This is a genomic window from Acetoanaerobium pronyense, from assembly GCF_017874355.1.
Lineage (GTDB): Bacteria > Bacillota > Clostridia > Peptostreptococcales > Filifactoraceae > Acetoanaerobium > Acetoanaerobium pronyense.
In genome coordinates this window covers 52,037-77,493 of sequence record NZ_JAGGLI010000002.1, presented here as the reverse complement: position 1 = coordinate 77,493, position 25,457 = coordinate 52,037, and the positions used below count along the sequence as shown (strand labels likewise).

General features: G+C 33.6%; 22 protein-coding genes. 20 read left to right on the top strand and 2 right to left on the bottom strand.

The genetic code is table 11. The features are described from left to right. The first annotated feature begins 64 nt into the window (after nt 1-64). The 16 genes from hpt (at nt 65) to J2Z35_RS01505 (ending at nt 16,774) form a co-directional block, all read left to right on the top strand. Nucleotides 65-607 (top strand): hypoxanthine phosphoribosyltransferase, encoded by a 543-nt coding sequence (hpt, locus tag J2Z35_RS01580; protein WP_209658677.1) that lies wholly within the window; start codon nt 65-67, stop codon nt 605-607. A gap of 155 nt (nt 608-762) precedes the next feature. Next, nucleotides 763-1,125, top strand: coding sequence for a response regulator (locus J2Z35_RS01575; RefSeq protein WP_209658676.1), 363 nt, complete (start codon nt 763-765; stop codon nt 1,123-1,125). Between the two features lies 1 nt (nt 1,126). Continuing rightward, the gene (locus J2Z35_RS01570) at nt 1,127-1,759 is read left to right on the top strand and encodes a chemotaxis protein CheC (protein ID WP_209658674.1); all 633 of its coding nucleotides are present in this window, start codon (nt 1,127-1,129) and stop codon (nt 1,757-1,759) included. Further along, nucleotides 1,752-2,702 carry a GGDEF domain-containing protein gene (locus J2Z35_RS01565; RefSeq protein ID WP_209658672.1) on the top strand — a complete coding sequence of 317 codons (951 nt, stop codon included), beginning with the start codon at nt 1,752-1,754 and terminating at the stop codon, nt 2,700-2,702. Before J2Z35_RS01570 ends, J2Z35_RS01565 begins: the two co-directional genes overlap by 8 nt. A gap of 31 nt (nt 2,703-2,733) precedes the next feature. Continuing rightward, complete coding sequence (locus tag J2Z35_RS01560) at nt 2,734-3,666, top strand: type II CAAX endopeptidase family protein (RefSeq protein WP_209658669.1); 933 nt, start codon at nt 2,734-2,736, stop codon at nt 3,664-3,666. Nucleotides 3,667-3,905: 239 nt separating this feature from the next. Further along, on the top strand, nt 3,906-4,652 hold the full coding sequence (locus J2Z35_RS01555; protein WP_209658668.1) for a class I SAM-dependent DNA methyltransferase: 747 nt from the start codon (nt 3,906-3,908) through the stop codon (nt 4,650-4,652). 36 nt (nt 4,653-4,688) lie between these two features. Further along, nucleotides 4,689-5,558, top strand: coding sequence for an Hsp33 family molecular chaperone HslO (gene hslO, locus J2Z35_RS01550; protein ID WP_209658665.1), 870 nt, complete (start codon nt 4,689-4,691; stop codon nt 5,556-5,558). A gap of 233 nt (nt 5,559-5,791) precedes the next feature. Continuing rightward, nucleotides 5,792-7,141 (top strand): RNA polymerase factor sigma-54, encoded by a 1,350-nt coding sequence (rpoN, locus tag J2Z35_RS01545; RefSeq protein ID WP_209658662.1) that lies wholly within the window; start codon nt 5,792-5,794, stop codon nt 7,139-7,141. Nucleotides 7,142-7,317: 176 nt separating this feature from the next. Then, on the top strand, nt 7,318-8,352 hold the full coding sequence (locus J2Z35_RS01540) for a sugar-binding transcriptional regulator (RefSeq protein WP_209658660.1): 1,035 nt from the start codon (nt 7,318-7,320) through the stop codon (nt 8,350-8,352). A gap of 37 nt (nt 8,353-8,389) precedes the next feature. Continuing rightward, nucleotides 8,390-9,412, top strand: a complete 1,023-nt coding sequence (gene gap / locus J2Z35_RS01535) for a type I glyceraldehyde-3-phosphate dehydrogenase (RefSeq protein ID WP_209658658.1) — start codon at nt 8,390-8,392, stop codon at nt 9,410-9,412. 128 nt (nt 9,413-9,540) lie between these two features. After that, nucleotides 9,541-10,731, top strand: a complete 1,191-nt coding sequence (locus tag J2Z35_RS01530; protein ID WP_209658827.1) for a phosphoglycerate kinase — start codon at nt 9,541-9,543, stop codon at nt 10,729-10,731. Nucleotides 10,732-10,762: 31 nt separating this feature from the next. Continuing rightward, a complete protein-coding gene (tpiA, locus tag J2Z35_RS01525) occupies nt 10,763-11,509 on the top strand; it encodes a triose-phosphate isomerase (protein ID WP_209658656.1) in 747 nt (248 codons plus the stop codon). A gap of 12 nt (nt 11,510-11,521) precedes the next feature. Beyond that, entirely contained in the window at nt 11,522-13,042 is a 1,521-nt protein-coding gene (gene gpmI, locus J2Z35_RS01520) for a 2,3-bisphosphoglycerate-independent phosphoglycerate mutase (protein WP_209658655.1), read from the top strand. Between the two features lie 42 nt (nt 13,043-13,084). Next, nucleotides 13,085-14,374, top strand: coding sequence for a phosphopyruvate hydratase (gene eno / locus J2Z35_RS01515; protein ID WP_209658653.1), 1,290 nt, complete (start codon nt 13,085-13,087; stop codon nt 14,372-14,374). 247 nt (nt 14,375-14,621) lie between these two features. After that, nucleotides 14,622-16,118, top strand: a complete 1,497-nt coding sequence (locus tag J2Z35_RS01510; protein WP_209658651.1) for a DUF1538 domain-containing protein — start codon at nt 14,622-14,624, stop codon at nt 16,116-16,118. After that, nucleotides 16,115-16,774 carry a P-II family nitrogen regulator gene (locus tag J2Z35_RS01505; protein WP_209658649.1) on the top strand — a complete coding sequence of 220 codons (660 nt, stop codon included), beginning with the start codon at nt 16,115-16,117 and terminating at the stop codon, nt 16,772-16,774. Before J2Z35_RS01510 ends, J2Z35_RS01505 begins: the two co-directional genes overlap by 4 nt. A 59-nt stretch (nt 16,775-16,833) precedes the next feature. Here J2Z35_RS01505 and J2Z35_RS01500 read toward each other — a convergent pair whose 3' ends face one another. Further along, nucleotides 16,834-17,514 carry a Crp/Fnr family transcriptional regulator gene (locus J2Z35_RS01500; RefSeq protein ID WP_209658647.1) on the bottom strand — a complete coding sequence of 227 codons (681 nt, stop codon included), beginning with the start codon at nt 17,512-17,514 and terminating at the stop codon, nt 16,834-16,836. Between the two features lie 213 nt (nt 17,515-17,727). Here J2Z35_RS01500 and J2Z35_RS01495 point away from each other — a divergent pair, with 213 nt between their 5' ends. From J2Z35_RS01495 to J2Z35_RS01480, 4 genes are read left to right on the top strand one after another with little or no spacing between them, the layout of a single operon-like run. Further along, nucleotides 17,728-21,765, top strand: a complete 4,038-nt coding sequence (locus J2Z35_RS01495; protein WP_209658645.1) for an acyl-CoA dehydratase activase — start codon at nt 17,728-17,730, stop codon at nt 21,763-21,765. Beyond that, nucleotides 21,758-22,480 carry an ABC transporter ATP-binding protein gene (locus J2Z35_RS01490; protein WP_334300514.1) on the top strand — a complete coding sequence of 241 codons (723 nt, stop codon included), beginning with the start codon at nt 21,758-21,760 and terminating at the stop codon, nt 22,478-22,480. Before J2Z35_RS01495 ends, J2Z35_RS01490 begins: the two co-directional genes overlap by 8 nt. A 44-nt stretch (nt 22,481-22,524) precedes the next feature. Next, complete coding sequence (locus J2Z35_RS01485; protein WP_209658644.1) at nt 22,525-23,529, top strand: ABC transporter substrate-binding protein; 1,005 nt, start codon at nt 22,525-22,527, stop codon at nt 23,527-23,529. After that, complete coding sequence (locus J2Z35_RS01480; protein WP_209658642.1) at nt 23,504-24,256, top strand: ABC transporter permease; 753 nt, start codon at nt 23,504-23,506, stop codon at nt 24,254-24,256. Before J2Z35_RS01485 ends, J2Z35_RS01480 begins: the two co-directional genes overlap by 26 nt. A 63-nt stretch (nt 24,257-24,319) precedes the next feature. Here the strand turns inward: J2Z35_RS01480 and J2Z35_RS01475 are convergent, their stop codons facing one another. Continuing rightward, nucleotides 24,320-25,213 carry a LysR family transcriptional regulator gene (locus J2Z35_RS01475; protein ID WP_209658639.1) on the bottom strand — a complete coding sequence of 298 codons (894 nt, stop codon included), beginning with the start codon at nt 25,211-25,213 and terminating at the stop codon, nt 24,320-24,322. Nucleotides 25,214-25,457: the final 244 nt, after the last annotated feature.

Genomic DNA, 25,457 nt, shown 5'->3' with positions numbered 1-25,457 from the left:
AAGTCGTTGACAAAATTATGCTTATTATTTACAATTATCATCAAATATTGTTTGGAGGTAGGAAATGGATATTGATAAAAAGGTATGGGAAGTACTCTGTTCTGAAGAGGATATTAAAAATAGAGTGAAAGAGTTAGGTGAGCAGATAACAAAGGATTACAAAGGAAAAAAACTTTTTGTAATTTCTCTACTTAAAGGAAGCTTTGTATTTACTGCTGACCTTGTTAGAGCAATAGATCTTCCTGTTAAAATAGGATTTATGACTACATCAAGTTATGGACACAGTGAAAGCACTAGCGGAACTGTGAAAGTAGTGTCTGATGTAAATGACAATTTAGAAGGGTACGACGTTTTAGTAGTTGATGATATAGTGGATTCAGGAATTACAATGAACTTTGTGCTGAAGCATTTAAAGGAAAAAGGACCAAACTCAGTAGCTTGTTGCGTACTACTAGACAAGCCGAGCAGAAGGCAAGCAGAAGTAGATGCAAATTATGTAGGCTTTACTATAGAAGATAAATTTGTAGTAGGATATGGACTTAACTATGGAGATTATTATAGAAACATTCCATATGTATTTGCAGTAACAGATAAAGACAGAGACTAAAGATATATTAAGCCTTTCATCTTATTTAAACAATACAAAGATGAAGGGCTTTTTTTAGTTATATTTATAAAGATTAAAAAGCTGTACTTTGGGATATGATATAATAAAGTAATAATTAGATTAATTCAAAGTATTCTATACAGGAGGCATAAAAATTGAAAATAATAGTGGCTGACGATTCTTCTTTTGTGAGAAATATTATAGTGAAATCCATTAAAACCAATATAGAGAATATTGAAATAATAAGCTGTGTAAATGGAAAAGAAGTATGGGACTGCTGGGATGAGCATAATCCCAAATGGCTTGTTACAGACCTTTTAATGCCAGAGATGACTGGTCAGGAATTAATAAAAAAGCTTAATGATGCGGGGAAAAACCCTAATGTTATAGTTATTTCTGCGGATATACAAAAAGGAACAAAGGAAGAGCTAGAAGCCTTAAATATAAAGCATCAAATAAATAAACCGCTAAACCCAGAAAAGCTCCAGACATTAATTGATATTTTAGGGGGGGCTTAAAGTGTTAAATGAAGATCAAAATGACCTTTTGAAAGAGCATATAAATGTATTTATAGGGAAGTCTGCAAACATGCTTTCCGAAATGGCAAATCAAAGGGTTCTTCTAAAGGTTCCTGAAATAGAAGTGATTGACGTGAGGAATATGACAAAGAGCAATAGGCCTCTTTTTCAGCATGGGCACATAGTATCTTCTTCTATGAAATTTGGAGATGATTTTTCAGGGAAGGCAATGTTAATATTCCCTGCAGAAAAAGCTAAGATATTAGTTGATTCATGTATGGGAGAATATGATACTTCATACTCCTATAATCCTGAGGATATTCATCTTATAGATACAGACTTTGACGTTTTAAAAGAAATTAGTAATGTGATTCTTAATTCTATAATTGGAGAATTTTCAAATCTAATTGGCACAAAAGTTGATTTTTCTATACCAGATGTAGAACTTATTTTTGTTTCTGAAAACGAACAAAAAATGTACTTGAAATCAAGTGTTTATATGCTTATAATGTATACCAGCTTTTTCCTTGAAGAAACTCAGGTAGAAGGTGCGGTAGTAGTTGCTCTTGGTCTTGAATCTCTCAATATGCTAATAAGAAAAATTGATGAAATCTTAGGAGAATATGATGAATGATTTTTTAGATGATTTAATTGATAAATTAGACATAGGAGTAGTAATCATAGATATTAATATGAATATAGTTTCATGGAATCAATGGATGGTCAAAAAAAATCATATAAGTAAAGAGGATTCTCTTGGGCAGAAAATCTTTTTATATGCCCCAAAATTAAAAGAAAAGTCTTATATGGAAATTATAGAAGATGTAATTAAAACGGGAAATTCTAGGTTTTTATCTGGAGCACTTCATAAAAATCTATTTCAAAACTCTCAAACCCCTGAAAATGATTCAGTAATGCAAAATCTCCAAATTTCTAAACTAAAAGAAAATGAGCTCTTGCTGATACAGGTATCGGATATAAGTAGCCAGTACAAAAAGGTTCAAAAAATGAAAAACTTTATACAAGACCTTGAGATAGAAAACACAGAAATGAAAAAAGTGGAGCAGCAAACCAAGCTTATGGCATTGCATGATCCTCTTACAGGACTCCCAAATAGAACATTTGTCATGCAGAGACTTGAGCAGTGGCTAGAACTCTCAAAGGTAGCATGTGAAAAGCTAGGAGTTTGTTTTATAGATGTGGATTATCTTAAGATGATAAATGATACCCATGGGCATCATGTAGGTGACGAGGTTTTGAAATTGTTTTCAACTATACTAAAAAAGAGTATCAGAAAAAGTGATTTTGTGGGAAGAATATCAGGGGATGAGTTTATAGTAATACTTCCAAACCTAGCTGATATATCAGAAGTGGAAAAAATTGCAAAATCCATTATAAATAATTATAAAAAACCTTTTATGATTGAAAATAAATCAATAGAAATAAGCTGCTCCATAGGGATTGCTATTTATCCAGAGAATGGAATTTCTTCAAAGGAGCTTTTACTTGAAGCAGATAAAAGCCTTTATGAAGTAAAACAATCGGGAAGATGCGGATACAGTATATCAAAATTTTAAATAAATATGAAATATAAGGAGCTCTGATTTGATGAAAAGCCTTTTATCCAACACCTTATACTTAGCTCTAGCAGTTCTTTTTCTCACATTTGGGGCATATTTCCAGATGAGAGATATATTTACAGGGCTTATAATAACGGAGCTTTTGATTATTGCTCTGCCAGCCTTTATATTTGCAGAGGTTTTTTCAGACCTTGATGGAAAGATAAAAGAGGGCGGAAGAAAGCTTTTAAATGCTTTTAACTACTTGAGACTTAAAAAAACTACCTTTGAAAACATTAAAAAAGCTATAGTTATAACATTTATAACCTATCCTATAGCAGTATTTTTCAATCTAATAATAATATATATCATGGGATACCTTGGTTATTATAATGTTCCTCAGGTTCCTATGGCTACAGATACTACTGAGCTTTTTTATTATCTTTTGATACTGGCTCTTTTGCCAGGAGTATGTGAAGAGTTATTGTTTAGGGGATTTTTTCTTAGGGCAAATGAGGAATATGGTTATAGGTATTCGATTTTTTATAGTGCAATCCTATTTGCACTGTTTCACTTCAATATATACAATTTTGCTGGACCTCTAATTCTTGGAATAGTCTATGGATACGTTACAAGGATTACAAGGTCAGTATGGCCTGCTATAATAGCCCATACTGCCAACAATGCAATAGCAGCTTCACTAGGATTTTTAGTGACTGTGTATGGACCAGAGACATCTGTAGATTTAGAATCTATATTTCAGGATCCAGTTTCCATGATAATTGAGCTTTCTATGCTGGCTGTAGTTGCTCTTATAGCTTTCCTGCTTTTAAAATCAATAATCAAAAGCCTTAGGAAAAGCAATGATTATATTGAAGTAGTAGCTACTAAAATAGAAAAACCATCTATTTTATCGTATGTACCTATTGCGATTACAGTTGGATTTTTTATAATAATAAACTACATGTATCTAATGAGCTGATTTTAGATAACAAAAAAGGAAGAGGCATGCCTCTTCCTTTTTATAAGATAAATACTAAAGGGGGAGTGGGAAAATAGTATTATCTTTTGGACAAGTGAAATTATATCAAGTATAAATTCAAAAAGCAACAGAGAAGGAAAAAGATGTAAAATATAGATATTTACGATTATTCTAAAAAATCTTACATATGGACATCCATTCCTATAAGTATTATTATATGTAAGATAAGGGGAGATTACATGAAAGCATATACTTATTTACCTATGATATACGATGATATGATGCAAGAGATAGATTATGATATGTGGCTTGAATATTTAGTCAATCTAATTAAAAAGCAGGGTAGTGATGTAAAGAATATACTTGAACTAGGATGTGGGACTGGAAATATAACCCTCAAGCTTTTAGAAAATGGTTATGAAATAGTAGGGATAGATTACTCGGATGAGATGCTTGAGATAGCAAGGGAAAAGACCCTTGAATATGATTCGAAAGTATTTTTTCTTAGTCAGGATATTACAGAACTAGATCTTGATATATATGAGATTGATTGTGTTATAGCTGTAAATGACACCTTCAATTATATTTTAGAAAACAATGAACTTAAAGATATATTCAAATATATATATGATAGACTAAAAAAGGGTGGAGCCTTTGTATTTGATATAAGCAGCTTTTATAAGCTATCTGTTGTTTTAGGAAACAACACCTTCGGAGAAACTCAGGATGATAAGGCATACATATGGGAAAATTTTTATGACGAACTTGATGAAACGGTTCATATGGATATTAATATTTTTCAAAAGGAAAATAAAAACTATGCAAGATATGAAGAATCCCATATTCAAAAAGCCCACAAAACAGATAAAATGATAAAGCTACTTGAGGATGCAGGCTTTGAAAATATTTTGGTTTATTCGGACTTTAAATATAGTGAAAGCATAAGTGAAGATGCACAGAGAATATTTTTTTCATGTAGAAAATAATAAAACCTGATTTTATATAATAAAGGAGAGAGAAATTTGAGTCATGTATTAAGAGGAGCGTCAAAGGACGGCTCTATAAGAATATTTGTAGCAGATACAACAAGTCTTGTAGAAGAGGCAAGAAGCTATCATCATACTTCCCCAGTAGTTTCGGCTGCGTTTGGAAGAGTTCTTACTGCAACCAGCATAATGGGAATAATGATGAAAGGTGACAAGGATAAATTAACAGTAATTGTAAAAGGAAATGGACCTATAGGAAGTTTGACTGCAGTTTCTGACTCTAAGGGAACAGTAAAGGGTTATCCTTTTAATCCAGTTGTAAACATTCCATTAAGACCTGATGGTAAGCTAGATGTAGGCTCTGCTGTAGGTAGTGAAGGAGTACTCAGTGTAATCAAGGACCTTGGAATGAAGGAGCCTTACAATGGACAGTTTGAACTTGTCAATGGGGAAATTGCCGAAGATCTTACAGCATATTTTGCATATTCTGAGCAGCAACCATCTGCAGTAGCTTTAGGTGTTCTTGTGGATGTAGATTATAGTATTAAAGCTGCTGGAGGATTTATAGTTCAATTAATGCCAGATGCGAAGGAAGAATCCATAGAGACTCTTGAAAAAAATCTTAGTAGTATAAGCTCTATTTCTCACATTATAGAAGAGGGAGCTACAACAGATGAAATACTAAACATTATAATGAAGGATTTGGATCCTGTAGTTTATGATAAGATTGATATAAAATATCTTTGTGATTGTAGTAGAGAAAGAATTGAGCAGGCGCTTATAAGCCTTGGAAATAAAGAAATAGAAGATATTATAATAGAAGATGAAAAGGCTGAAATTATATGCCATTTCTGTAATAAAAAATACCATTTTGATAAAGAGGAGCTCAAGGGACTGATTGAATAGTCTATATCAAAAAAATATTATTATCTATAATGCTTTTCATTCATTTATTGAAGAAAACGCATGAAAAATTTCAAGCAAAAAATATACCAACTATCTTAAAAGTCGGTATATTTTTTTGCAATAAACCTCAAAGTTTGATAGAATTCAATTAAGAGGTTTGTATACGTATGATATTATAATTATATTTTGAAATATTCTAATTCATATATAGGCTTATAGAAGGAGAATGCAACATGAAGATGAGTTTTGGGCTAGAGCTTAATCAGACTCAGAAGATGATACTTACAACTGAGCTCAAGCAGTCACTTGAAGTACTTCAGATGAACAGATTTGAACTTGAAAAACTTATAAACGAAGAGATAAACGAAAATCCTACAATTGAAGCCACAAAAAAAGATGAAATCGACTGGGAAAAATATATTAAAGATATGAGTGAGAATACATATAAGATTTCAAAATCTCTTTATGAAGTTCAGGATGAGGATTCAGAGCATAATCCTGAAAACTTTATAAAGGAAAAGATAAATATGTATGACTATCTAGAGGGACAGCTCAGACTCTTAAAAATTTCTGGTCATGTTTTTAAAGGAGCTTGCTATATCATAAGGACTCTTGACAAAGATGGCTATTTTAAGGAGCCTCTTGAAAGCGCTTCCATAAATGCAGAAATATCCTTAAAGGATATGAAAAAATCCCTACAAGCAGTACAGAGTCTTGAACCTTCAGGGATAGGAAGTAGAAGTATAGAGGAATGTCTTATTATTCAGTTAAGAGAAAATGAAAAGCATGATGAGATTCTTGAAAGTATAATAAAAAACGATTTGGGATTAATCGGAAATAAAAAATATAAGGAGCTTTGTAAAAAATATTCTATAACAGAAGATACCCTTAGAAGATATATAGGTGAAATAAGGTCACTAGAACCAAGACCTGCGAGAGCACTGGATAATGAAGACAGCAAATATGTCTTTCCAGATGTAGTTGTTGAGAAATCAAATGCAGGTTTTTTTGTAAGGTCAAATGATGATAGTCTTCCAAAGCTCACTATAAACAATTTTTATCAGTCTATGATTAAAAATAAGGAGGCTGGAGAAGCAAAGGAATACATAAAAGATAAGCTTCAAAAATCCCTTCTTCTTATTAAAAACATAGAGCAAAGAAAAAATACAATCCTAAAGGTTGCACAGGAAATTGTAGATTCTCAGCATGAATTTTTTGAAAAGGGAAAAGGGAGTATTAAACCTATGATACTAAAGGATATAGCTGAGAGGACGGGATATCATGAATCCACTATATCAAGAACCGTAAATGGAAAATATATGCTCACACCCTATGGTTTATTTGAATTTAGATATTTCTTTGGAAGTGGTCTTATGGATGATTCAGGAGAGATGATATCTAATTTAAATGTTAAGGACAAAATAAAAGCACTTACAGATAAAGAAAACAAGAAAAAGCCCCTTAGTGATCAAAAAATATGTGACTTACTCAATAAAGAGGGTATAAATATATCTAGGCGTACTGTTGCGAAGTATAGAGAAGAACTGCAAATTCCATCATCATCTTCTAGAAAAGAAATTTAGAAGAAGCAGATTTTTTCGAAAAATAGACTTGAAAAATATAATTCTATAGGTTAAAATTAAATTAGAAGCGGGACGGTAAAGACTGATGCGGTCTGAAAATGTCCCGCATGATTTTACTCACACAGGGACGCTAATGAATAGAGCGGGCACTTTTAGTCCCTCTAGGAGGTTTTAAAGTGAAAAAACTTGTTGATATTCAGAGGAAAATTGTGCCTGAAATACTTGAAATTATGGAAAAAAGATATTTTCTTTTAAAAGAGATATCAATGTCAGGTCCTGTAGGAAGAAGAACCCTATCAGCAAAAATGGGTCTTTCAGAAAGAGTTGTAAGGTCTGAGGTTGAATTTTTAAAATCTGAAGGTCTCATAAATGTTGAGGTATCAGGAATGATAATAACCCATGAGGGTACTGACGTATTAGAAAATCTTATGGAGTTTATCTCAGAAATTAAGGGTATAAGTAAACTTGAAGAGTCGATTACAAATAGACTTGGAATAAAAAAGACTATAATAATCCCATCGCAGCTCCAGTCAGATACAGATTTTGTAAATGATATGGCAAAGGCGGCAGGGAGATATTTCTTGTCAGAGATTAAAGGACATAAGACAATAGGAATTACAGGAGGAACCACCATGTATTCCTTTGCAAACTGTCTGCCTCAATCAAAAAAGCAGTCAGAAGTCACTATAGTTCCAGCCAGAGGAGGTCTTGGAGAAGAAGTTGAGATTCAAGCAAATAATATAGCTGCAATGATATCCAAAAAATTAAATGGAAATTATTCTCTCCTTCATGTTCCTGACAATATAGATAAAAGTATAATTGAAAGCATAATAAGCCTTCCTCAGGTAAAAAGTACTGTAGAAGCCATAGACAATATAGACATGCTGATATTTGGCATAGGAAATGCAGAAGATATGGCTAAAAGACGAAAAACAAGTTTTGAAGAGTTTGAGCTTATAAAGAAAAAAGGTGCTGTATCTGAGGCCTTTGGTCACTACTTTAATATAGAGGGTGAGCAGGTCCATGAAACCAGTACTATAGGCATTAAACTTGACAAATATAAAGAGCTTAAGGACATCATAGGTATAGCAGGAGGAAAAAGAAAGGCAGAAGCGATACTATCAATAGCTAGAATTAATAGCAACCTAGTACTTGTAACAGACGAAAGTGCCGCCCAGTATTTATTAAAACTTACAGGCGGAGAAAAATAATCATATATATTCATATTATTCAAGGAGGTTTTTACAAATGTTAAAAGTTGCAATCAACGGGTTTGGAAGAATAGGAAGAAACGTACTTAGAGCTTATTTTGAAAATGGCGGAAAAGAGAAGTTTGGGTATGAAATAGTTGCAATAAACAACCCGGGAGATCCTTCTTCCCTTGCACATCTTTTCAAATATGATTCTTGCTTTGGAATCTATAATGGAGATGTTGAAATTAAAGATGGTAAGTTTATCGTTGATGGCTTTGAAATATCAATAGTAGGAGATAGAGATCCAGCTAAGCTTCCTTGGAAAGAACTAGGAATTGATGTAGTTGTAGAGTCTACTGGAGTATTTGTGGATAGAGAAGGTGCATCTAAGCATATAGAAGCTGGAGCTAAAAAGGTAGTAATATCAGCTCCTGCTAAAAACGAAGACGTAACTATAGTTATGGGAGTAAATGAAGAAAATTACAATCCAAGTGAGCATAATATAATCTCTAATGCTTCTTGTACTACAAACTGCCTTGCTCCATTTGCAAAGGTTATAGATGAAAAATTTGGAATAGTTAAAGGTCTAATGACTACTGTTCACTCATATACAAACGATCAGGGACTACTTGATCAAAACCATAAAGATCTTAGAAGAGCAAGAGCAGGAGCGTTATCAATAATTCCTACTACAACTGGAGCTGCAAAAGCAGTATCTCTTGTACTTCCTCAATTAAAAGGAAAACTAAACGGATTTGCCCTAAGAGTACCAACTCCTACAGTTTCTGTAGTTGACCTAGTTGTAGAGCTTAAAGAAAGTGCAACTGCAGAAGAGATAAATGCAGCACTTAAAGAAGCTTCTAAATCAGAAAAAATGAATGGAATCTTAGGATACACAGATGAGCCACTTGTTTCTATAGACTTCAAAAAAGATTCAAGATCTTCAATAATAGATGGTCAATCTACAATGGTTATGGAAGGAAACATGGCAAAGATTGTTTCTTGGTATGACAATGAGTGGGGTTACTCTTGCAGAGTAGTAGATCTTGTTGCTTACATGGTAAAAAAAGGAATCTAATATATTAAATTATAGAGCCCATGCACCCGTAAGGGGCTGGGCTTTTAATCGTATTCACATTTTGAAATAGATTAATTGTTTTTTAAATAAATTGGATTTTATTGCAAAAGGAGAGATGGGCTTTGTCAATGTTAAATAAAAAGAGTGTTAAGGATATAGATGTAGCTGGGAAAAAGGTAATAGTAAGATGTGATTTTAATGTTCCTATGAAAGATGGAGATATTACGGATGACAGAAGAATAAAGGGAGCACTAGAGACTATAAACTATCTTACTGAAAAGAGTGCTAAGGTAATCCTTATGTCACACCTTGGAAGACCAGACAAAAAATACGAAGCAAAATATTCCCTAGCACCAGTGGCAAAAAGACTTTCGCAGCTTACTGGCAAAGAAGTAAAGCTTGCAGAAGATGAAAATGTGGTTGGAGAGAATGCAAGAAAGCTTGTATCAGAAATGAGTGAAGGGGATATAGTTCTTCTTGAAAATGTTAGATTTGTAAAGGGAGAAACTAAAAACGATCTTGATTTTGCAAAAGAACTGGCTTCATTAGCTGATGTATTTGTAAATGATGCATTCGGTACAGCCCATAGAGCTCACTCTTCTACAGCTGGAGTAGCTGAATATCTTCCATCTGCAATGGGCTTTCTTATAGAAAAGGAAGTTTCGATAATGGGTAAGGCTCTTGAAAATCCTGAAAGACCTTTTGTGGCTATACTAGGTGGAGCTAAGGTTTCTGACAAGATATCAGTTATAGAAAACCTTATGGAAAAGGTAGATACACTTATTATAGGTGGGGCGATGGCATACACATTCAAAAAGGCTGAAGGTATAGCGATAGGTTCATCAATGGTAGAGGATGATAAATTAGACCTTGCTAAAGAACTTATGGAAAAAGCTAAGGAAAAAGGAGTGAAACTTCTTCTTCCGATAGACCATATGGTTGCAAAGGAATTTAATGAAACTTCAGAATCTATGGTTACAGAGTCTGATAATATACCTGAAGGATTTATGGGACTTGATATAGGAACAAAAACAATAGAGCTTTTTGAGAATGAACTAAAAGCTGCAAAGACAATCATATGGAATGGACCTATGGGAGTATTTGAGATGGCTAAGTTTGCAACCGGTACAAAATCCCTTGCAGAGATACTTGCAAATACAGATGCAGTTTCCATAATTGGTGGAGGAGACTCTGCAGCAGCTGTGGAGCAGCTTGGATATGCAGAGAAAATGACTCATATATCTACAGGGGGAGGAGCATCTCTTGAATTCTTAGAAGGAAAAATACTTCCTGGTATAGATGTATTAGAAAGTAAATAAGGCAGATTATTCATTATACAAGGAGGGTGAAATGAGAAAACCAATAATTGCAGGAAACTGGAAGATGCATAAAACTATAAATGAAGCAAAGAGCTTTGTTGAGGAGATCAAAGGAAGCATTAAGGAAACTGATGTAGAAGCAGTGATCTGCGCTCCGTACACAATCCTCAAAGATTTAAAAGAAGTAACTAAGGGAACAAATATAAAGGTTGGAGCTCAAAATATGCATTTTGAAGAAAATGGAGCATTTACTGGAGAGATATCTCCTCTTATGCTTAAAGACCTTGAGATAGATTATGTAATTATAGGACACTCAGAGCGAAGACAGTATTTCAATGAAACAGATGAGACTGTAAATAAAAAAGTGAAAAAAGCTCTAGAGCATAGCATTATTCCAATAATGTGCGTAGGAGAAAGCCTTGAGGAGCGTGAAGCTGGAGATACTAAATCTATAGTAAAATCTCAGGTTGAAAAAGGACTTGAAGGAATTAATCATGAAGATATAAAAAAAATAGTAGTAGCATACGAACCAATCTGGGCTATAGGTACTGGAAAAACAGCTTCAAGTGAAGATGCCAACGAAGTAATAGCTTATATTAGAGAGGTTATCAAAAATGTATCTTCTGAAGATATCTCAGAAGAAATAAGAATCCAGTATGGCGGAAGTGTAAAACCTTCAAATGTAGAGGAAATAATGAATCAAAGTGATATAGATGGGGCACTAGTAGGTGGAGCATCTTTAGAGCCTAAGGACTTTATAGAGCTTGTTAATTTTTAAGGAGAGTAAAGAATGAGAAAACCTGTTGCATTAATTATACTAGACGGATTTGGATATCTGCCTACAGAGAAAGGAAATGCTGTAAAGCAAGCAAATACTCCGGTATTTGACTCCATATTTGAAAACTATCCCCATACTTTAATCGGTGCTGGGGGAGAAGATGTGGGCCTTCCAGATGGACAAATGGGAAACTCTGAGGTAGGGCACCTAAACATTGGTGCAGGAAGAATTGTTTATCAAGAACTTACAAGAATTACAAAAGAAATAAAAGAAGAAAATCTATTTAAAAATCCACATCTTTTAAAGGCTATGAATAATGCAAAAAATGAAGGGAAAGCACTTCATTTTATGGGGCTTTTATCGGATGGAGGCGTACACTCGCATATAGATCATCTTAAAGGACTTATCCTTATGGCTAAAAGAGAGGGAGTGAAAAATGTCCTAGTTCATGCCTTTATGGATGGCAGGGATACCCATCCAGATAGCGGAAGAGGATATATAAAAGAAATAGAAGACTATATGAAGGAGCAGGGAATAGGAAAGATAGCTACCATCTCAGGACGATACTACGCCATGGATAGAGACAAGAGATGGGAAAGAGTCAATCTTGCCTATGATGCAATAGTAAATAGAGAAGGGCAAAAATTCGAGCATGCAATGTCTTGCATAGAAAAAACCTATAACGAAAAAATTACAGACGAATTTATAATTCCATCTGTTATAGGAGAAGCATCTCCCCTAAAAGAAGGAGATTCAGTAATATTCTTTAACTTTAGACCAGATAGAGCAAGAGAACTTACAAGGGCAATAGTTGATGAAACTTTTGATGGATTTAGCAGAGACTTTTTCAGCACAGTATATGTGACTCTTACAGAGTATGATAAATCAATGCCAAATGTAGATGTAGCATATAGACCACAGACATTAGAAAATACATTAGGTGAGTATCTAGCATCTAAAGGAAAGAGTCAGCTTAGAATAGCTGAAACAGAAAAATACGCTCATGTAACCTTCTTCTTCAATGGTGGAAGAGAAGATTCCTACGAAAATGAAGCTAGGATTCTTGTTCCTTCACCAAAGGTTTCAACATATGACCTAATGCCTGAAATGTCTGCTTATGAAGTTACGGATAGGCTTATAGAGGACTTAAATAATGATCCTAAAGACCTTATAGTGCTAAACTATGCAAACCCTGATATGGTGGGACATACTGGAATATTTGAAGCGGCTGTAAAAGCTGTAGAGACTGTGGACATATGTCTTGGGAGAGTACTTGATAAAGTAAGAGAGCTCGGTGGTGTAGCTCTTGTTACTGCTGATCATGGAAATGCAGAGCAGATGTTTGATGCAAATGGAGGACCTTTTACAGCTCATACCACAAATAAAGTTCCCTTTGTATTAGTTGATGACGCAGCAAAAGATGCAAAGCTAAGAGAAGGTGGTAGACTTTCAGATTTTGCACCTACGATACTTGATTTAATGAGTATTGAAAAACCACAAGAAATGACAGGAACTACACTAATACTGAAGTAAAAGTTATATTAAAATAATATAAAACTTAGGAGGAAACAAATTATGTTTATTACAGATGTATATGCTAGAGAGATACTTGATTCAAGAGGAAACCCAACTGTAGAGGTAGAGGTAGTATTAGAATCTGGAGAGATGGGAAGAGCAGCAGTACCATCAGGAGCATCAACAGGGATATACGAAGCTGTAGAGCTTAGAGATGGAGATAAAGGACGTTACCTTGGAAAAGGAGTACAAAAGGCAATCGAAAACGTTAATGAAATCATAGCTCCAGAGCTTGAGGGAATGAATGTATTTGATCAAGTAGGCATAGACAACCTTCTTATAGAGCTTGATGGAACAGACAACAAAGGAAAACTTGGAGCAAATGCTATCCTTGGGGTATCTATGGCAGTAGCTAAGGCAGCTGCTGAAGAGCTTGGACTTCCACTGTTCCAGTACGTTGGAGGAGTGAATGCTAAGGTTCTTCCAGTTCCAATGATGAACATAATAAACGGTGGAGAGCATGCAGACAATAACGTGGATATACAAGAATTCATGGTAATGCCTGTAGGTGCTGATTCTTGGGCAGAAGCACTAAGAATGGGTGCTGAGATATTCCACTCTCTTAAATCAGTATTAAAAGGAAAAGGACTAAACACTGCAGTAGGTGATGAAGGTGGATTCGCACCTAACCTTGGTTCAAACGAAGAGGCTCTTTCATCTATAGTTGAAGCTATAGAAAAAGCAGGCTACAAGCCAGGAGAAGAAATAATGATTGCAATGGATGCAGCTGCATCATCATTCTATAGTAAAGAAAAAGGAAAATACGTACTTGCAGGAGAAGGTAAAGAGCTTTCATCTGAAGAAATGGTTGCATTCTATGAAGATATGGTATCAAAGTATCCAATCATATCTATTGAAGATGGACTTGATGAAAATGACTGGGATGGATTTAAGCTTATGACAGAAAAGCTTGGAAGCAAAATCCAAATAGTTGGAGATGACCTTTTTGTTACAAATACTAAGAAGCTTGAAGAAGGTATACAAAAAGGAATAGCTAACTCTATCCTTATAAAGCTAAACCAAATAGGAACAATCACAGAGACTCTAGATGCTATAGAAATGGCAAAAAGAGCTGGATACACAGCAGTTATATCTCATAGATCTGGAGAAACTGAAGATACTACAATAGCTGATCTTGTTGTTGCAGTAAATGCAGGACAAATAAAAACCGGTGCTCCATCAAGAACAGATAGAGTAGCTAAATACAACCAGCTTATAAGAATAGAAGAAATGATTGGGGAAGTTGCTCAATACGCGGGTATGAAAGCATTTTACAACATAAAAAAATAATTATTAGAAAAGTAGTTTCTTGATTTAAAGATTTGAAAAGATTGAATTAAATATAAAAGTCCTATTTTGGAGAACTAAAATTCCTGAAATAGGGCTTTTTATTTTGGATAAAAAATTATTTTTATCACTATTAAAAAGGGTTTTAAACCTAAACTTGTAACTCTTGACTAAGTTGATATAAGATAAGTTTAATTTTCATATGAAAGGGGTAGAGTTTAATTAGATAGGAAAAGGATGTGATAGAAATTTGAACATATTTAATGAAAAATTGAGAGAGGTTTTTTTATCGGTACTTCCGGTTACTTTGATAGTTATTTTATTAAGCTTTACAGCAGTGCCTATAGGGTCAAGCCTTATATTTAGATTTATAATAGGAGCTGTTATAATAACCTTTGGCTTAACATTATTTCTACTAGGAGTAGATTTAGGAGTGACTCCCTTAGGAGAGATACTAGGAGAAGAAATTACAAAAAGAAACAAGTTGTGGATAGTTATAGCTGGAGCACTCATACTTGGTTTTTTTATTTCCTTTGCAGAGCCTGGACTTTTAATACTTGCAAACCAGATAGATACAATCACTCTTGGGAGTATATCAAGCAACACAATAATGATTGTTGTATCAGTGGGAATAGCTGGTATGATGGTATTAGGATTTTTAAGAATACTCTTTGATTTACCACTGTATATAATACTAAATGTATCATATTTTTTTGTATTAATACTTGGATTTTTTACATCGGAAGAGTTTTTAGCAATCGCCTTTGATGCATCGGGTTCCACAACAGGAGTGCTTGCTGTGCCTTTTATTTTGGCTCTTTCCCTTGGTATTTCTCTAAAGAAAAAGGATAGTAAATCCTCTGAAAAGGATAGTTTTGGACTTGTTGCAATAGCATCCGTTGGAGCGATTGCTTCAGTAATGATATTAGATGTGTTTAGCACTGCTGATGAGTTTTCAGGAACCTTATCTACAGATGCAGCTTCTCAGACATCTATAATAGGCACATTTATAAGAGAGATAAGACCAGCATTTTCTGATAGCTTAATAGCATTTTTGCCTCTAATTGTAATTTATATAATCACTTTTTTCGTTTCTAAATCTATAGGAAAGAGAAAAAACAGGAGAATGATAGTAGGTTTCGCATATTCTTTTATAGGACTAGTTCTTTTTTTTATTGGAGTAAATGGTGGTTTTATGGAGGTAGGGACATTTATAGGAAGCTATCTAGTTGAACAAGAGAGGTATATCTTTCTCATAGGGATTGGATTTGTACTTGGAGTAGTTACTATTCTTGCAGAGCCTGCAGTTTATGTACTTACTCACCAGATAGAAGAAGTCACGGCAGGATATGTAAAGCGAAGATCAGTCCTTATTGCCCTTGCAAGCGGGGTAGGGCTTGCTGTAGCACTTTCTATGGTTAGAATACTTACAAGTGATATAAGGCTGTGGCATTATCTTCTTCCGGGTTATATTATAGCCACTGGGCTTACATTTTTTGCACCAAAGCTCTTTGTTGGTATAGCTTTTGATGCAGGAGGAGTTGCAACAGGACCAATGACTGCTACATTTATTTTGGCATTTACCCATGGAGCGGCAAATAGCTATTGGCAGGCAGATCTTTTAATGGATGGGTTTGGTATGATTGCCATGGTTGCTATGATGCCTATAATTACACTACAGATTCTAGGCCTTGTATTTAAAGTGAAAAACACAAAAAATATTAGAAAGGAAACTCAGTCATCATGATAATTTATGATTTTAATATACTAATTTTGAATCATGGTATGGGAAGCAAAGTAATCAGTTTTGCCAAAGAGTGCGGTATATCAGGGGGAACTGTTATTATAGGGACTGGAACAGTAAGAAATTCCTTTTTAAGCTTCTTTGAGCTAAACAAATCTACAAAGGAAATAGTTTTGATTCTTGCAAATAGAGAGCTTGGATGTAGATTTCTAGAAAAAGCAAATGAAAAATTTAATTTTAAAAAGGAGAATCACGGAATTGCATTTTCCTTAGATGTATCTAAAATAATGGGTTTTGATAAATATAAAACTGATAAACTATACCAGTGTGAAAGTGAAGGAGAAGCCATGACAAATTACGATTCGATTTTTGTTATTGTGGATAAAGGAAGAGGAGAAGATGTAGTTGATGCTGCTAGTGAAGCAGGAGCACAGGGCGCAACTATAATAAATGCAAGAGGTTCAGGGATTCATGAAACCAGCAAGATATTTGCAATAGAGATAGAGCCTGAAAAAGAGATAGTACTTATTTTAGTAGAAAATAAAATTACAGATGATGTATGTATAAGAATTAATGAAAAAATAAAGTTAAATGAGCCAGGTAATGGTATATTATTTGTTCAAAATGTAAATAAAGCCTATGGTATATACAAAGACTAACTAATAAAATGGAGCAGGGAATTAAATTTTCCCCTCCATTTTTTTGAAAAATTATTACATCATACAGAACACAGTTCTTCTAATTTTTCCAAATTATGTAGATATATAAACCTTTTATTAAAGGATATTATATTATCCTCCTCCATTTTTCGAAGCTCTCTTGATAAGGTAGGTCTAGAAACATTCAAATGCTCTGCCCAGGTCTTTTTAGGGAATTTGAGCTTTATAGTATCACTATTTTGATTTTCCCTTTCTTCAAGTAAGAAATATGCAATTTTTCCAGGCACCGAATTTATAGAGAGAATTTCAATAGAGGTATTTAGATTAAGTACCCTAGTAGATACAGATTCCAAAAATTTAGTCATAATGTTTTCATCCCTAGAAAATAGTTTTATAAGATTATCTTTATTGATTAAAAAAATCAAACTATCTTCACATGAAGTGATTGTAGAAGGATAGTAGTCTATTTTTGCAAAAATTGAAGCATCTGCAATAAGCTCATACTCGAATCTTCTGCTTACAACTACAGATTTTCCACTAGCAAAAATCTTTTGCACATCAATACTCCCACTTATTACTATTCCAAGTGTATCTGCCCTCATATGAGGAGAAAATATGACTTCATTTTTTTTAAATGATTTAACTGTAAAATTTATATCTGAAAAAAGAGAATTCAAATCATTATAATTTAAATGATTAAATAAATTGCAGTTAATTAGTTGTCTTATTACCGCGTCCATTGCTTTTCCCCTTTAGCTAACAAAATTTAAAAAATGTATCGTGAGATACTTTTTTATTATAAATCTAACGATATAATCAGTATAAACGATAATGATTATCGCAGTCAAACGAATTAGGTTTTCGCATTAAATTAATTGGTGTATTTTTCTGTGAAAAACATATTAATTAGTTGCTTTTGTGGTTTAGGAAGTTTGCATAAGGAGGCAGTTATTTTGTATAGCTTAGGAATAGATATAGGATATTCATCAATTAAATTAGTACTTATAGACTCAGATCTTAAAGTCTTAGAAAATCACTATATCTTACATAAAGGAAGAGTAAAAGAGGAACTAAATAAAAACATAAATAGTCTTATAGAAAAATATGGAGAGATGATTACATTTGGGGGATTCACGGGACAGGGAAGCAAATCATTATCCACAGATAGCGAATTTAGCTGGATTAATGAAGTTACTTCACTGGTTCGAGGAGGTAAATCCTTTGATGAAAATATAGACTCTATAATAGAGATAGGAGGGCAAAGTTCCAAATATATTACAAATATGTCAGATGAAAAAAGCTCCCCTATAAAGATATCTATTAACTCCAACTGCTCAGCAGGTACCGGCTCATTTATAGAAGAGCAAGTTTCAAGGCTGGGTATAAACTTTGAAGATTATTCTACTCTTGCAGAAGCTGCCACATCTATTCCTAGGATTGCAGGGAGATGTAGTGTGTTTGCAAAGACGGATATCATACATCATCAGCAAGAAGGAGTAAATGTAAATGATATGCTCCTTGGACTTGCATATTCCCTTGTGAAAAATTATAAGGCCACTGTAGTTAAAAAAAGCGATATAGGAGAAACGGTTTTAATTGCAGGAGGAGTAGCCTATAACAAAGCTATAATTAAAGCTCTTAAAGATACTTTAAATCTTGATGAAAAAAATATTATAATTCCAGAAAACTGCTCAAACATAGCAGCCTTAGGAGCAGCCATAATATCCATTGAAGATTCTTTGCATATAAATCTTAATAAACTTGGAAATATACTCAAAGCAGATGATGCCTTAAAAGAAACTAAAGAAAAAATAAGTTTAGCACCACTATACATAGATGGAAAAAATAATAGCTTGAACAAGCATATATGCAAAGATACAAAACATATTGACTATGTAAAAGGATATATAGGCCTTGATATAGGCTCTACAAGTACAAATGTAGTACTTATGGATGAACGGGCAGAGGTACTTTCTTTTAAATATCTAAGAACCAAGGGAGACCCTATAGGTGCAGTTCAAAAGGGTCTTAGAGAAATTAAAAAAGATATAGATAAGGAAATTAAGGTCTTAGGAGTTGGAGCTACAGGTTCAGGAAGATATATGGCAGGGAGTTTTGCAGGTGCAGATGTAATCAAGGATGAGATTACGGCTCAGGCAAGAGCTGCACTTTTTCTAGATAAAGATGTGGATACAATAATAGAAATAGGTGGACAAGATTCCAAGTTTATTAAACTTGAGGATGGAGTAGTATCGGATTTTGAGATGAACAAAATTTGTGCGGCAGGTACAGGTTCATTTATAGAAGAACAGGCTAAAAAGCTGAATATAGAAATTGAAGGCTTTGGAGATATAGCTCTAAAATCTGAAAATCCTGTAGATTTAGGAGATAGATGTACAGTATTTATAGAAACAAATATCGCTCAAAGCCTAAGCCAAGGAGACAAGATAGAAGATATATCATCTGGGCTTGCATATTCTATTGCAAAAAACTATCTTAACAAAGTAGTGGGAAATAAAGAAATTGGAAGCAAGGTATTTTTCCAAGGCGGAGTAGCTTACAATCAGGCAGTAATAAATGCATTTAGAAATATCCTTGGAGACAAGATTTATGTTCCAAAATTCTTTAGCGTTACAGGGGCTTATGGAGCAGCAATACTTGCCCAAGAAGAAATGCAAGGAAAATCATCCGATTTTAGAGGGTTTGATCTTGATAGAGAGTTTGATTTTAAAAGTTTAAAAAAGAAAACGAAAAATCAGGAAAACAAAAGAACTAAAGTTTTTGAAGAGATAGAGAGGTATTATCTTCACGGCTATAAAGGAAGGACAAATGCTGAAAAGAAAACTATAGGTATTCCTAGGGTGCTGGTACTTCAAAAACTATTTCCACTTTTTAATACATATTTTACTGAGCTTGGATTTGATGTTATTATTTCAGAAAACAGCAGCGAAAAAACAGTTGAGCTAAGTCAAAAGTTTGCAATGGAGGAGACCTGCTATCCAGTCAAGTTAATCAATGGACATGTTGCTGAGCTTATGGATAAAGGTGTAGATTATATATTTATGCCAAGTATATATACTATGGCTCATGAAGTTTCTAAGACAAGACAAAACTATGGATGCGTCTATATGCAGTCATGGCCAAAGCTTATTGATAAAACCATGGGATTAAGAGAAAAGGGAATAAAGCTACTTACTCCTGAACTTTCATTTGAGTTTGGGAAAAAATACATGATGAAGACACTTCTAAATCTTTCCCAGGAGCTTGGAAAAAATACTATCCAAGGATCAATTGCCCTTGCAAAAGGGATGAAGGCACTAAATACATTTGAAACAAAGGTTGAAAAATTAGGAGAGCAAACTATTAAAGATCTTGGAAAAGATGAAAAAGCTTTTGTTATAGTAACTAGAACTTATGGAATAGTAGATCCTATACTAAACATGGGCATTCCAGAAAAGTTAGAAAAGCTTGGATACAAAGTCCTCACCCTTTCTAACCTTCCAGCCCATGATCATGATACATCAAAGGAGCATCCAAATATGTACTGGCCATTTGGACAACATATACTTTCGGGAGCACAGATAATCAAAAACCATCCGAATCTCTATGCCATATATATTACGAATCATGGATGCGGCCCTGATACTGTGGTTTCCCACTATTTTAAAGAAGAAATGAAGGGAAAGCCCTATCTAAATATAGAAGTTGATGAGCATTTTTCAAGTGTAGGAGTATTAACGAGGGTAGAGGCTTTTGTAAATAGCTTAAAATCAAAAATAGTAAAAAATGAAGATGCAAAGACACTTAAATATTATTCTGAGCAAACTGCTCACATACCTACAAATATAAAAAACTCAATTAGTGAGATTGATAAGGATGCTACAATATTGATTCCATATATGTATCCATACAGCAGTCTTTTTAAGGCATATCTTGAAGCAAATGGCAGGAAAGCTAGTGTCCTTCCTATGACAAACGAAAAATCTTTAGATATGGGAAGAAAATATACTCTTTCCAAAGAATATCTTTCTCTTACAGCCCTTTTAGGGGACTGTATATATAACCTAAAGGATAAAAAGGAAAAAGAGAAATACTCTCTTTTAATTCCTGCAACAGAAGGGTCAGAAGCTGATGGACAGTATAGCAGACTTATAAGAGATAAACTCAATAAAGAAAATTTAAGTGATGTAGATATAGTATCTCCTTTTGCAGAAGAAATTATAAAAAATGACAGAATCTCAAAAGATACATTTTTAGTGCTTCTTCTTGGAGACATTATAAATCTAGCAAATATAAAAGATAGAGAAACTTTTTTAAAGGAAGCTGAAAATCTAATAAAAGCGAAAAAACTTTCAATAGATACTTTAAAGGACATGGCTCTTAGGGTTAAAGCTTCACTTAGTAAAACAGTCTCAAAAAAACTTTTGGCAACAGGAGAAGTAAGTATTCTTTTCAATAACTTCTTAAACAACAATATGTTAAAGAATCTAGAAGAAAAAGACATTAAGATACTGTATCAACCTCTGAGCGAATATATGTGGTTTTTATGGATGGACTATCTAAAGCAAAAGAAAAATAAAGAAGAAAAGACGGCCCATACCTTAATGGACAAATTTAAATCATATATTAAAATCATTTCAAGTATATTTGGAGAGTCTTCTTTTGAAGAAAATCTAGATGAACTAGAGCCTAGAGCAAATAAAGATATGGGCCTTTACTCAGGGGCAAATGGAAGATACAGATACTCTAAATTAACAGGAAATATAAATGATATTAATGGAATCATTAACATATCATCTATGTATGAAAATACAAATACAATCATAAACATTTTACATCAAGACACTGATAATGATAATCAAATTCCAATACTTAATATGACATTTGATGGCAATGAAAATGAAATTGATAAATCAAAGATAGATTCTTTTGTTTACTATGTACTTCAAGATGAAAAAAATAAGGAAGATATAGATAAAAGGGGTGCTTAACTTGAAGCTTCAAGGTATTCACAAAAGCTATGATGATTTAGTTGTTATTGAAGATTTAAACCTAACTATAGAGGAAAATGAAATAACCTGTATACTAGGACCATCAGGGTGCGGGAAATCAACCCTTCTAAATATACTTGCAAATATTTTAAAGCCTGATGAGGGAAAAATCCATGAAAAAAAAGAAAAAATAGGATATGTATTTCAAGAGGATAGACTGCTTCCATGGAAGAGTGTTTATGAAAATATAAAGCTTGTCAACAAAAATGCCAATGACCTAAAGATAAGAGAGCTTATAGAAATAGTAGGACTTGAGGGTTTTGAAAATGCCACTCCCTCTAAACTAAGTGGAGGAATGAGACAAAGAGTTTCCATAGCAAGAGCATTTAATTTTCAGGCTGAGATGCTTCTTATGGACGAACCTTTCAAATCCTTAGACTATGATTTAAGACTAAATATGGTAAACAGCCTAGTGGAAATATGGAACAAATGGAATAACTCAATTGTATTTGTGACCCATGAGATTGATGAAGCACTGCTTCTTGGGAACAAAATAGTAGTTCTTGATAAAAATCCATGCACAGTAAAAGAGATAATAAAAATAGATAAAAGTCAGCACCTAAGAAGCTTAGACAGTATTGAGCTTGTGAATATAAGAGGGAAGTTGATAAATCTTTTGCAGGGAAATGGTAAAAAAATTTTTAAAACAGCATAAATCATTATTAAAACCTATAAAACATTAGACGAGGAGAGGTATGTATGAAAAAAATTATTAGCATGATTATGATATTAACTCTAGGAGGGATGCTTTTAGCTGGTTGCTCCCAAGAAGCACCAAAGGTAGAAGAAAATATAGTAGATGAAATAGTTCTAGAAGAGATGACTATAAATGTAGCAGGTCCATCAGGAGCCCCTACACTAAGTATGATAAAAATGTTTAAAGAAAACCCATCATTTGGAGATCATATAAATATGAACTATGAATCTGTAAAGTCACCGGATTCTATGGCAGCCAGAATAATATCTGGAGAGATTGATATTGCTGTAGTTCCTACGAACCTTGCAGCATCGCTTTATAACAGAGATGTAGAATATACACTTGTAGGGTCAAGCGTATGGGGAATACTATATATGGTTGGAAATGAAGAGATAAGTAGCTTTGAAGATTTGAAAGGGAAGGAAATACATACAATAGGAAGAGGCCTTACTCCTGATATAGTATTAAGGTATGTTTTATCAAACAACGGAATAGACCCAGAAAATGACGTTACTCTTACATATATGGGAGAAGGGGCTGAGCTAGCTTCAGGATTTATATCAGGAAATTCTCATATAGCAGTGATTCCAGAACCAGCACTTTCAAATGTAATGCTAAAAAAACCAGACACAGTAATGCTATTTGACCTTCAGCAGGAGTGGAGTAAATTGACAGAAGAAGATAGCTATCCACAGGCTTCCCTAATAATAAAAAATGAACTAATTGAAAATCATCCTGAATTTGTGGAGCAATTTATAAAGGAATATGAAGAATCAATAAACTGGTTAAATCAAAATCCAGAGCTAGCTGGAGAGTATAGCGAAGAGCTTGAAACTGGTCTTTCAAAACCAGCAGTAATAAATGGTCTTGAAAGATCAAATATAAAATTTGTAAGAGCAAAAGATGCAAAGAGTGCTATAGAGAAATATTTAACTGTGCTTCATGACTACCAGAAAGAGACTGTAGGGGGGAAACTTCCTGATGAAGGATTCTATTACCAAAAGTAAAAAGGATAGGGAGTTACTATATACAATAATATCAGTAATAGCTCTTATTGCCTTATGGAAAATACTATCAGCTTTAGTGGGGAAGGAAATACTTGTTCCTTCTCCAGAAGCTACTCTAAGGGAAATCATAAGGATAACCACTTCAGAAAGGTTTTTACTAGCTGTATTTAATACAACAAAAAGAGCAGTTATAGGGTTTGTACTTGCTTTGATATCGGGGGTGATACTTGGACTTCTTGCAGGTACATCAAAACCTGTATATTATCTTTTAAGGCCTCTTGTTACAATGATTAGAGCACTTCCTACTATGGCAATCATACTACTTGCCCTCATATGGCTTCAGTCAGAGAAATCCCCTATACTAGTAGGCTTTGTTGTGATTTTTCCAGTGCTTTATGAAAATGTGGTTCAAGGTATTAGAAATGTAGATAAAAAGCTAATAGAGATGATGGATATATACGAAGTTGATAGATTTACACGCCTCAAAGACCTTTATTTTCCATCAATAAGCTCGTATCTGAAAAGTGGGATGTCAGCAGCTATGGGGCTAAACCTGAAGATAATAATAGCAGCAGAGGTACTTAGTCAGCCAAGAATATCCATGGGCACAAGCTTTCAAATAGAGAGGGTTAATCTAAATACTCCGGGGGTATTTGCTTGGTCAATTATTACTGTAGTTCTGGCAGCGATTTTGGACAGAAGTATATTATTATTTTCTAAGAATTAAAAAGGACTTTAATAGCTTGTAAATTTTTCAGGCTATTAAAGTCTATTTTAATTTATAATATCATCAGCCAATATTTTTTCTGGAAGCATCAAAATAATCTATGAATTTTTTTAACGCCTCGTGTTTGGGATTTTTTTTATTCCATAAGAGGCTTATGGTTCTTGACATTTTCTTATCTTTAAAAGGAATGGCTATAACTTTATAATTATCAAGGGAAGGTATTTGAGGCATAATAGCAACTCCAAGCTGAGCTCCTACAAAAGCTGCCATTGAGTTACATTCATCAACCTTAAAAACTGTTTCTGGGAATATATTATGTTTTTTAAATAGAGCTTCGGTCTGCAAATATAGATTTGTTTTTTTATTTATCATTACAAATTTTTCGTTTTTAAAATCATCAGCTGTGACAGAGGGTTTATTTGCAAGGGTATGACCTTCATAGACCAAAAGAAAAAGTTCTTGCTCTAAAATAGGAATAGAATCTATAAAGTCATAAGAGACATCAGGAGGGGGGGAAAGTATTACATCAAGAGTTCCTTTTTCAAGTTCTTCAATAAGGGAATTTGTCATATTAACCTGAAAGCTAAAATTTATCTTTCTATCTCCCTGGGATATATAAAATTCATCAATTAATTTGGGAACTACGTCAAAACTCACACTATATATGTATCCTAAATTAATATTTTTTATTTGAGGATTTATCATATTTTTAATCTGTTGTTCTCCCTGTGCAAGTATTTGAAGTGAACTTTCAACATAGGTTTGAAATACTTCTCCGTATTCTGTAAGGAGTATTTTTTTGCCATTTTTCTTAAAAAGTGGAGCCCCTAGCTCATCAGACAGCTGATTGAGCGCATAGCTTAGACTAGGCTGCGATATATTTAGATTTTCTGATGCCCTAGTGTAGTGGAGAGTGTTGCATACTTCTAAAAAATATTTAAGTTGTTGAAGTGTCATAAATGCCTCCTTATCAGAATTAAAGATAATAATTTTAAAAATCATAGAAAAAATCTAAAAAAAAATCTAGTGAAAATACTTTAAAACATAGCGAATTACAGTATGTTAGCAGATTAACAAAAAAATACTTTATAAAAAATCATAGAGAGAAACTATCATTATTATACAAAACAGGTATTAGACTTGCAATAGAAACTACTATAGAATTATCTTAAATATAGAATATACTGAAAATTTTGAAAGG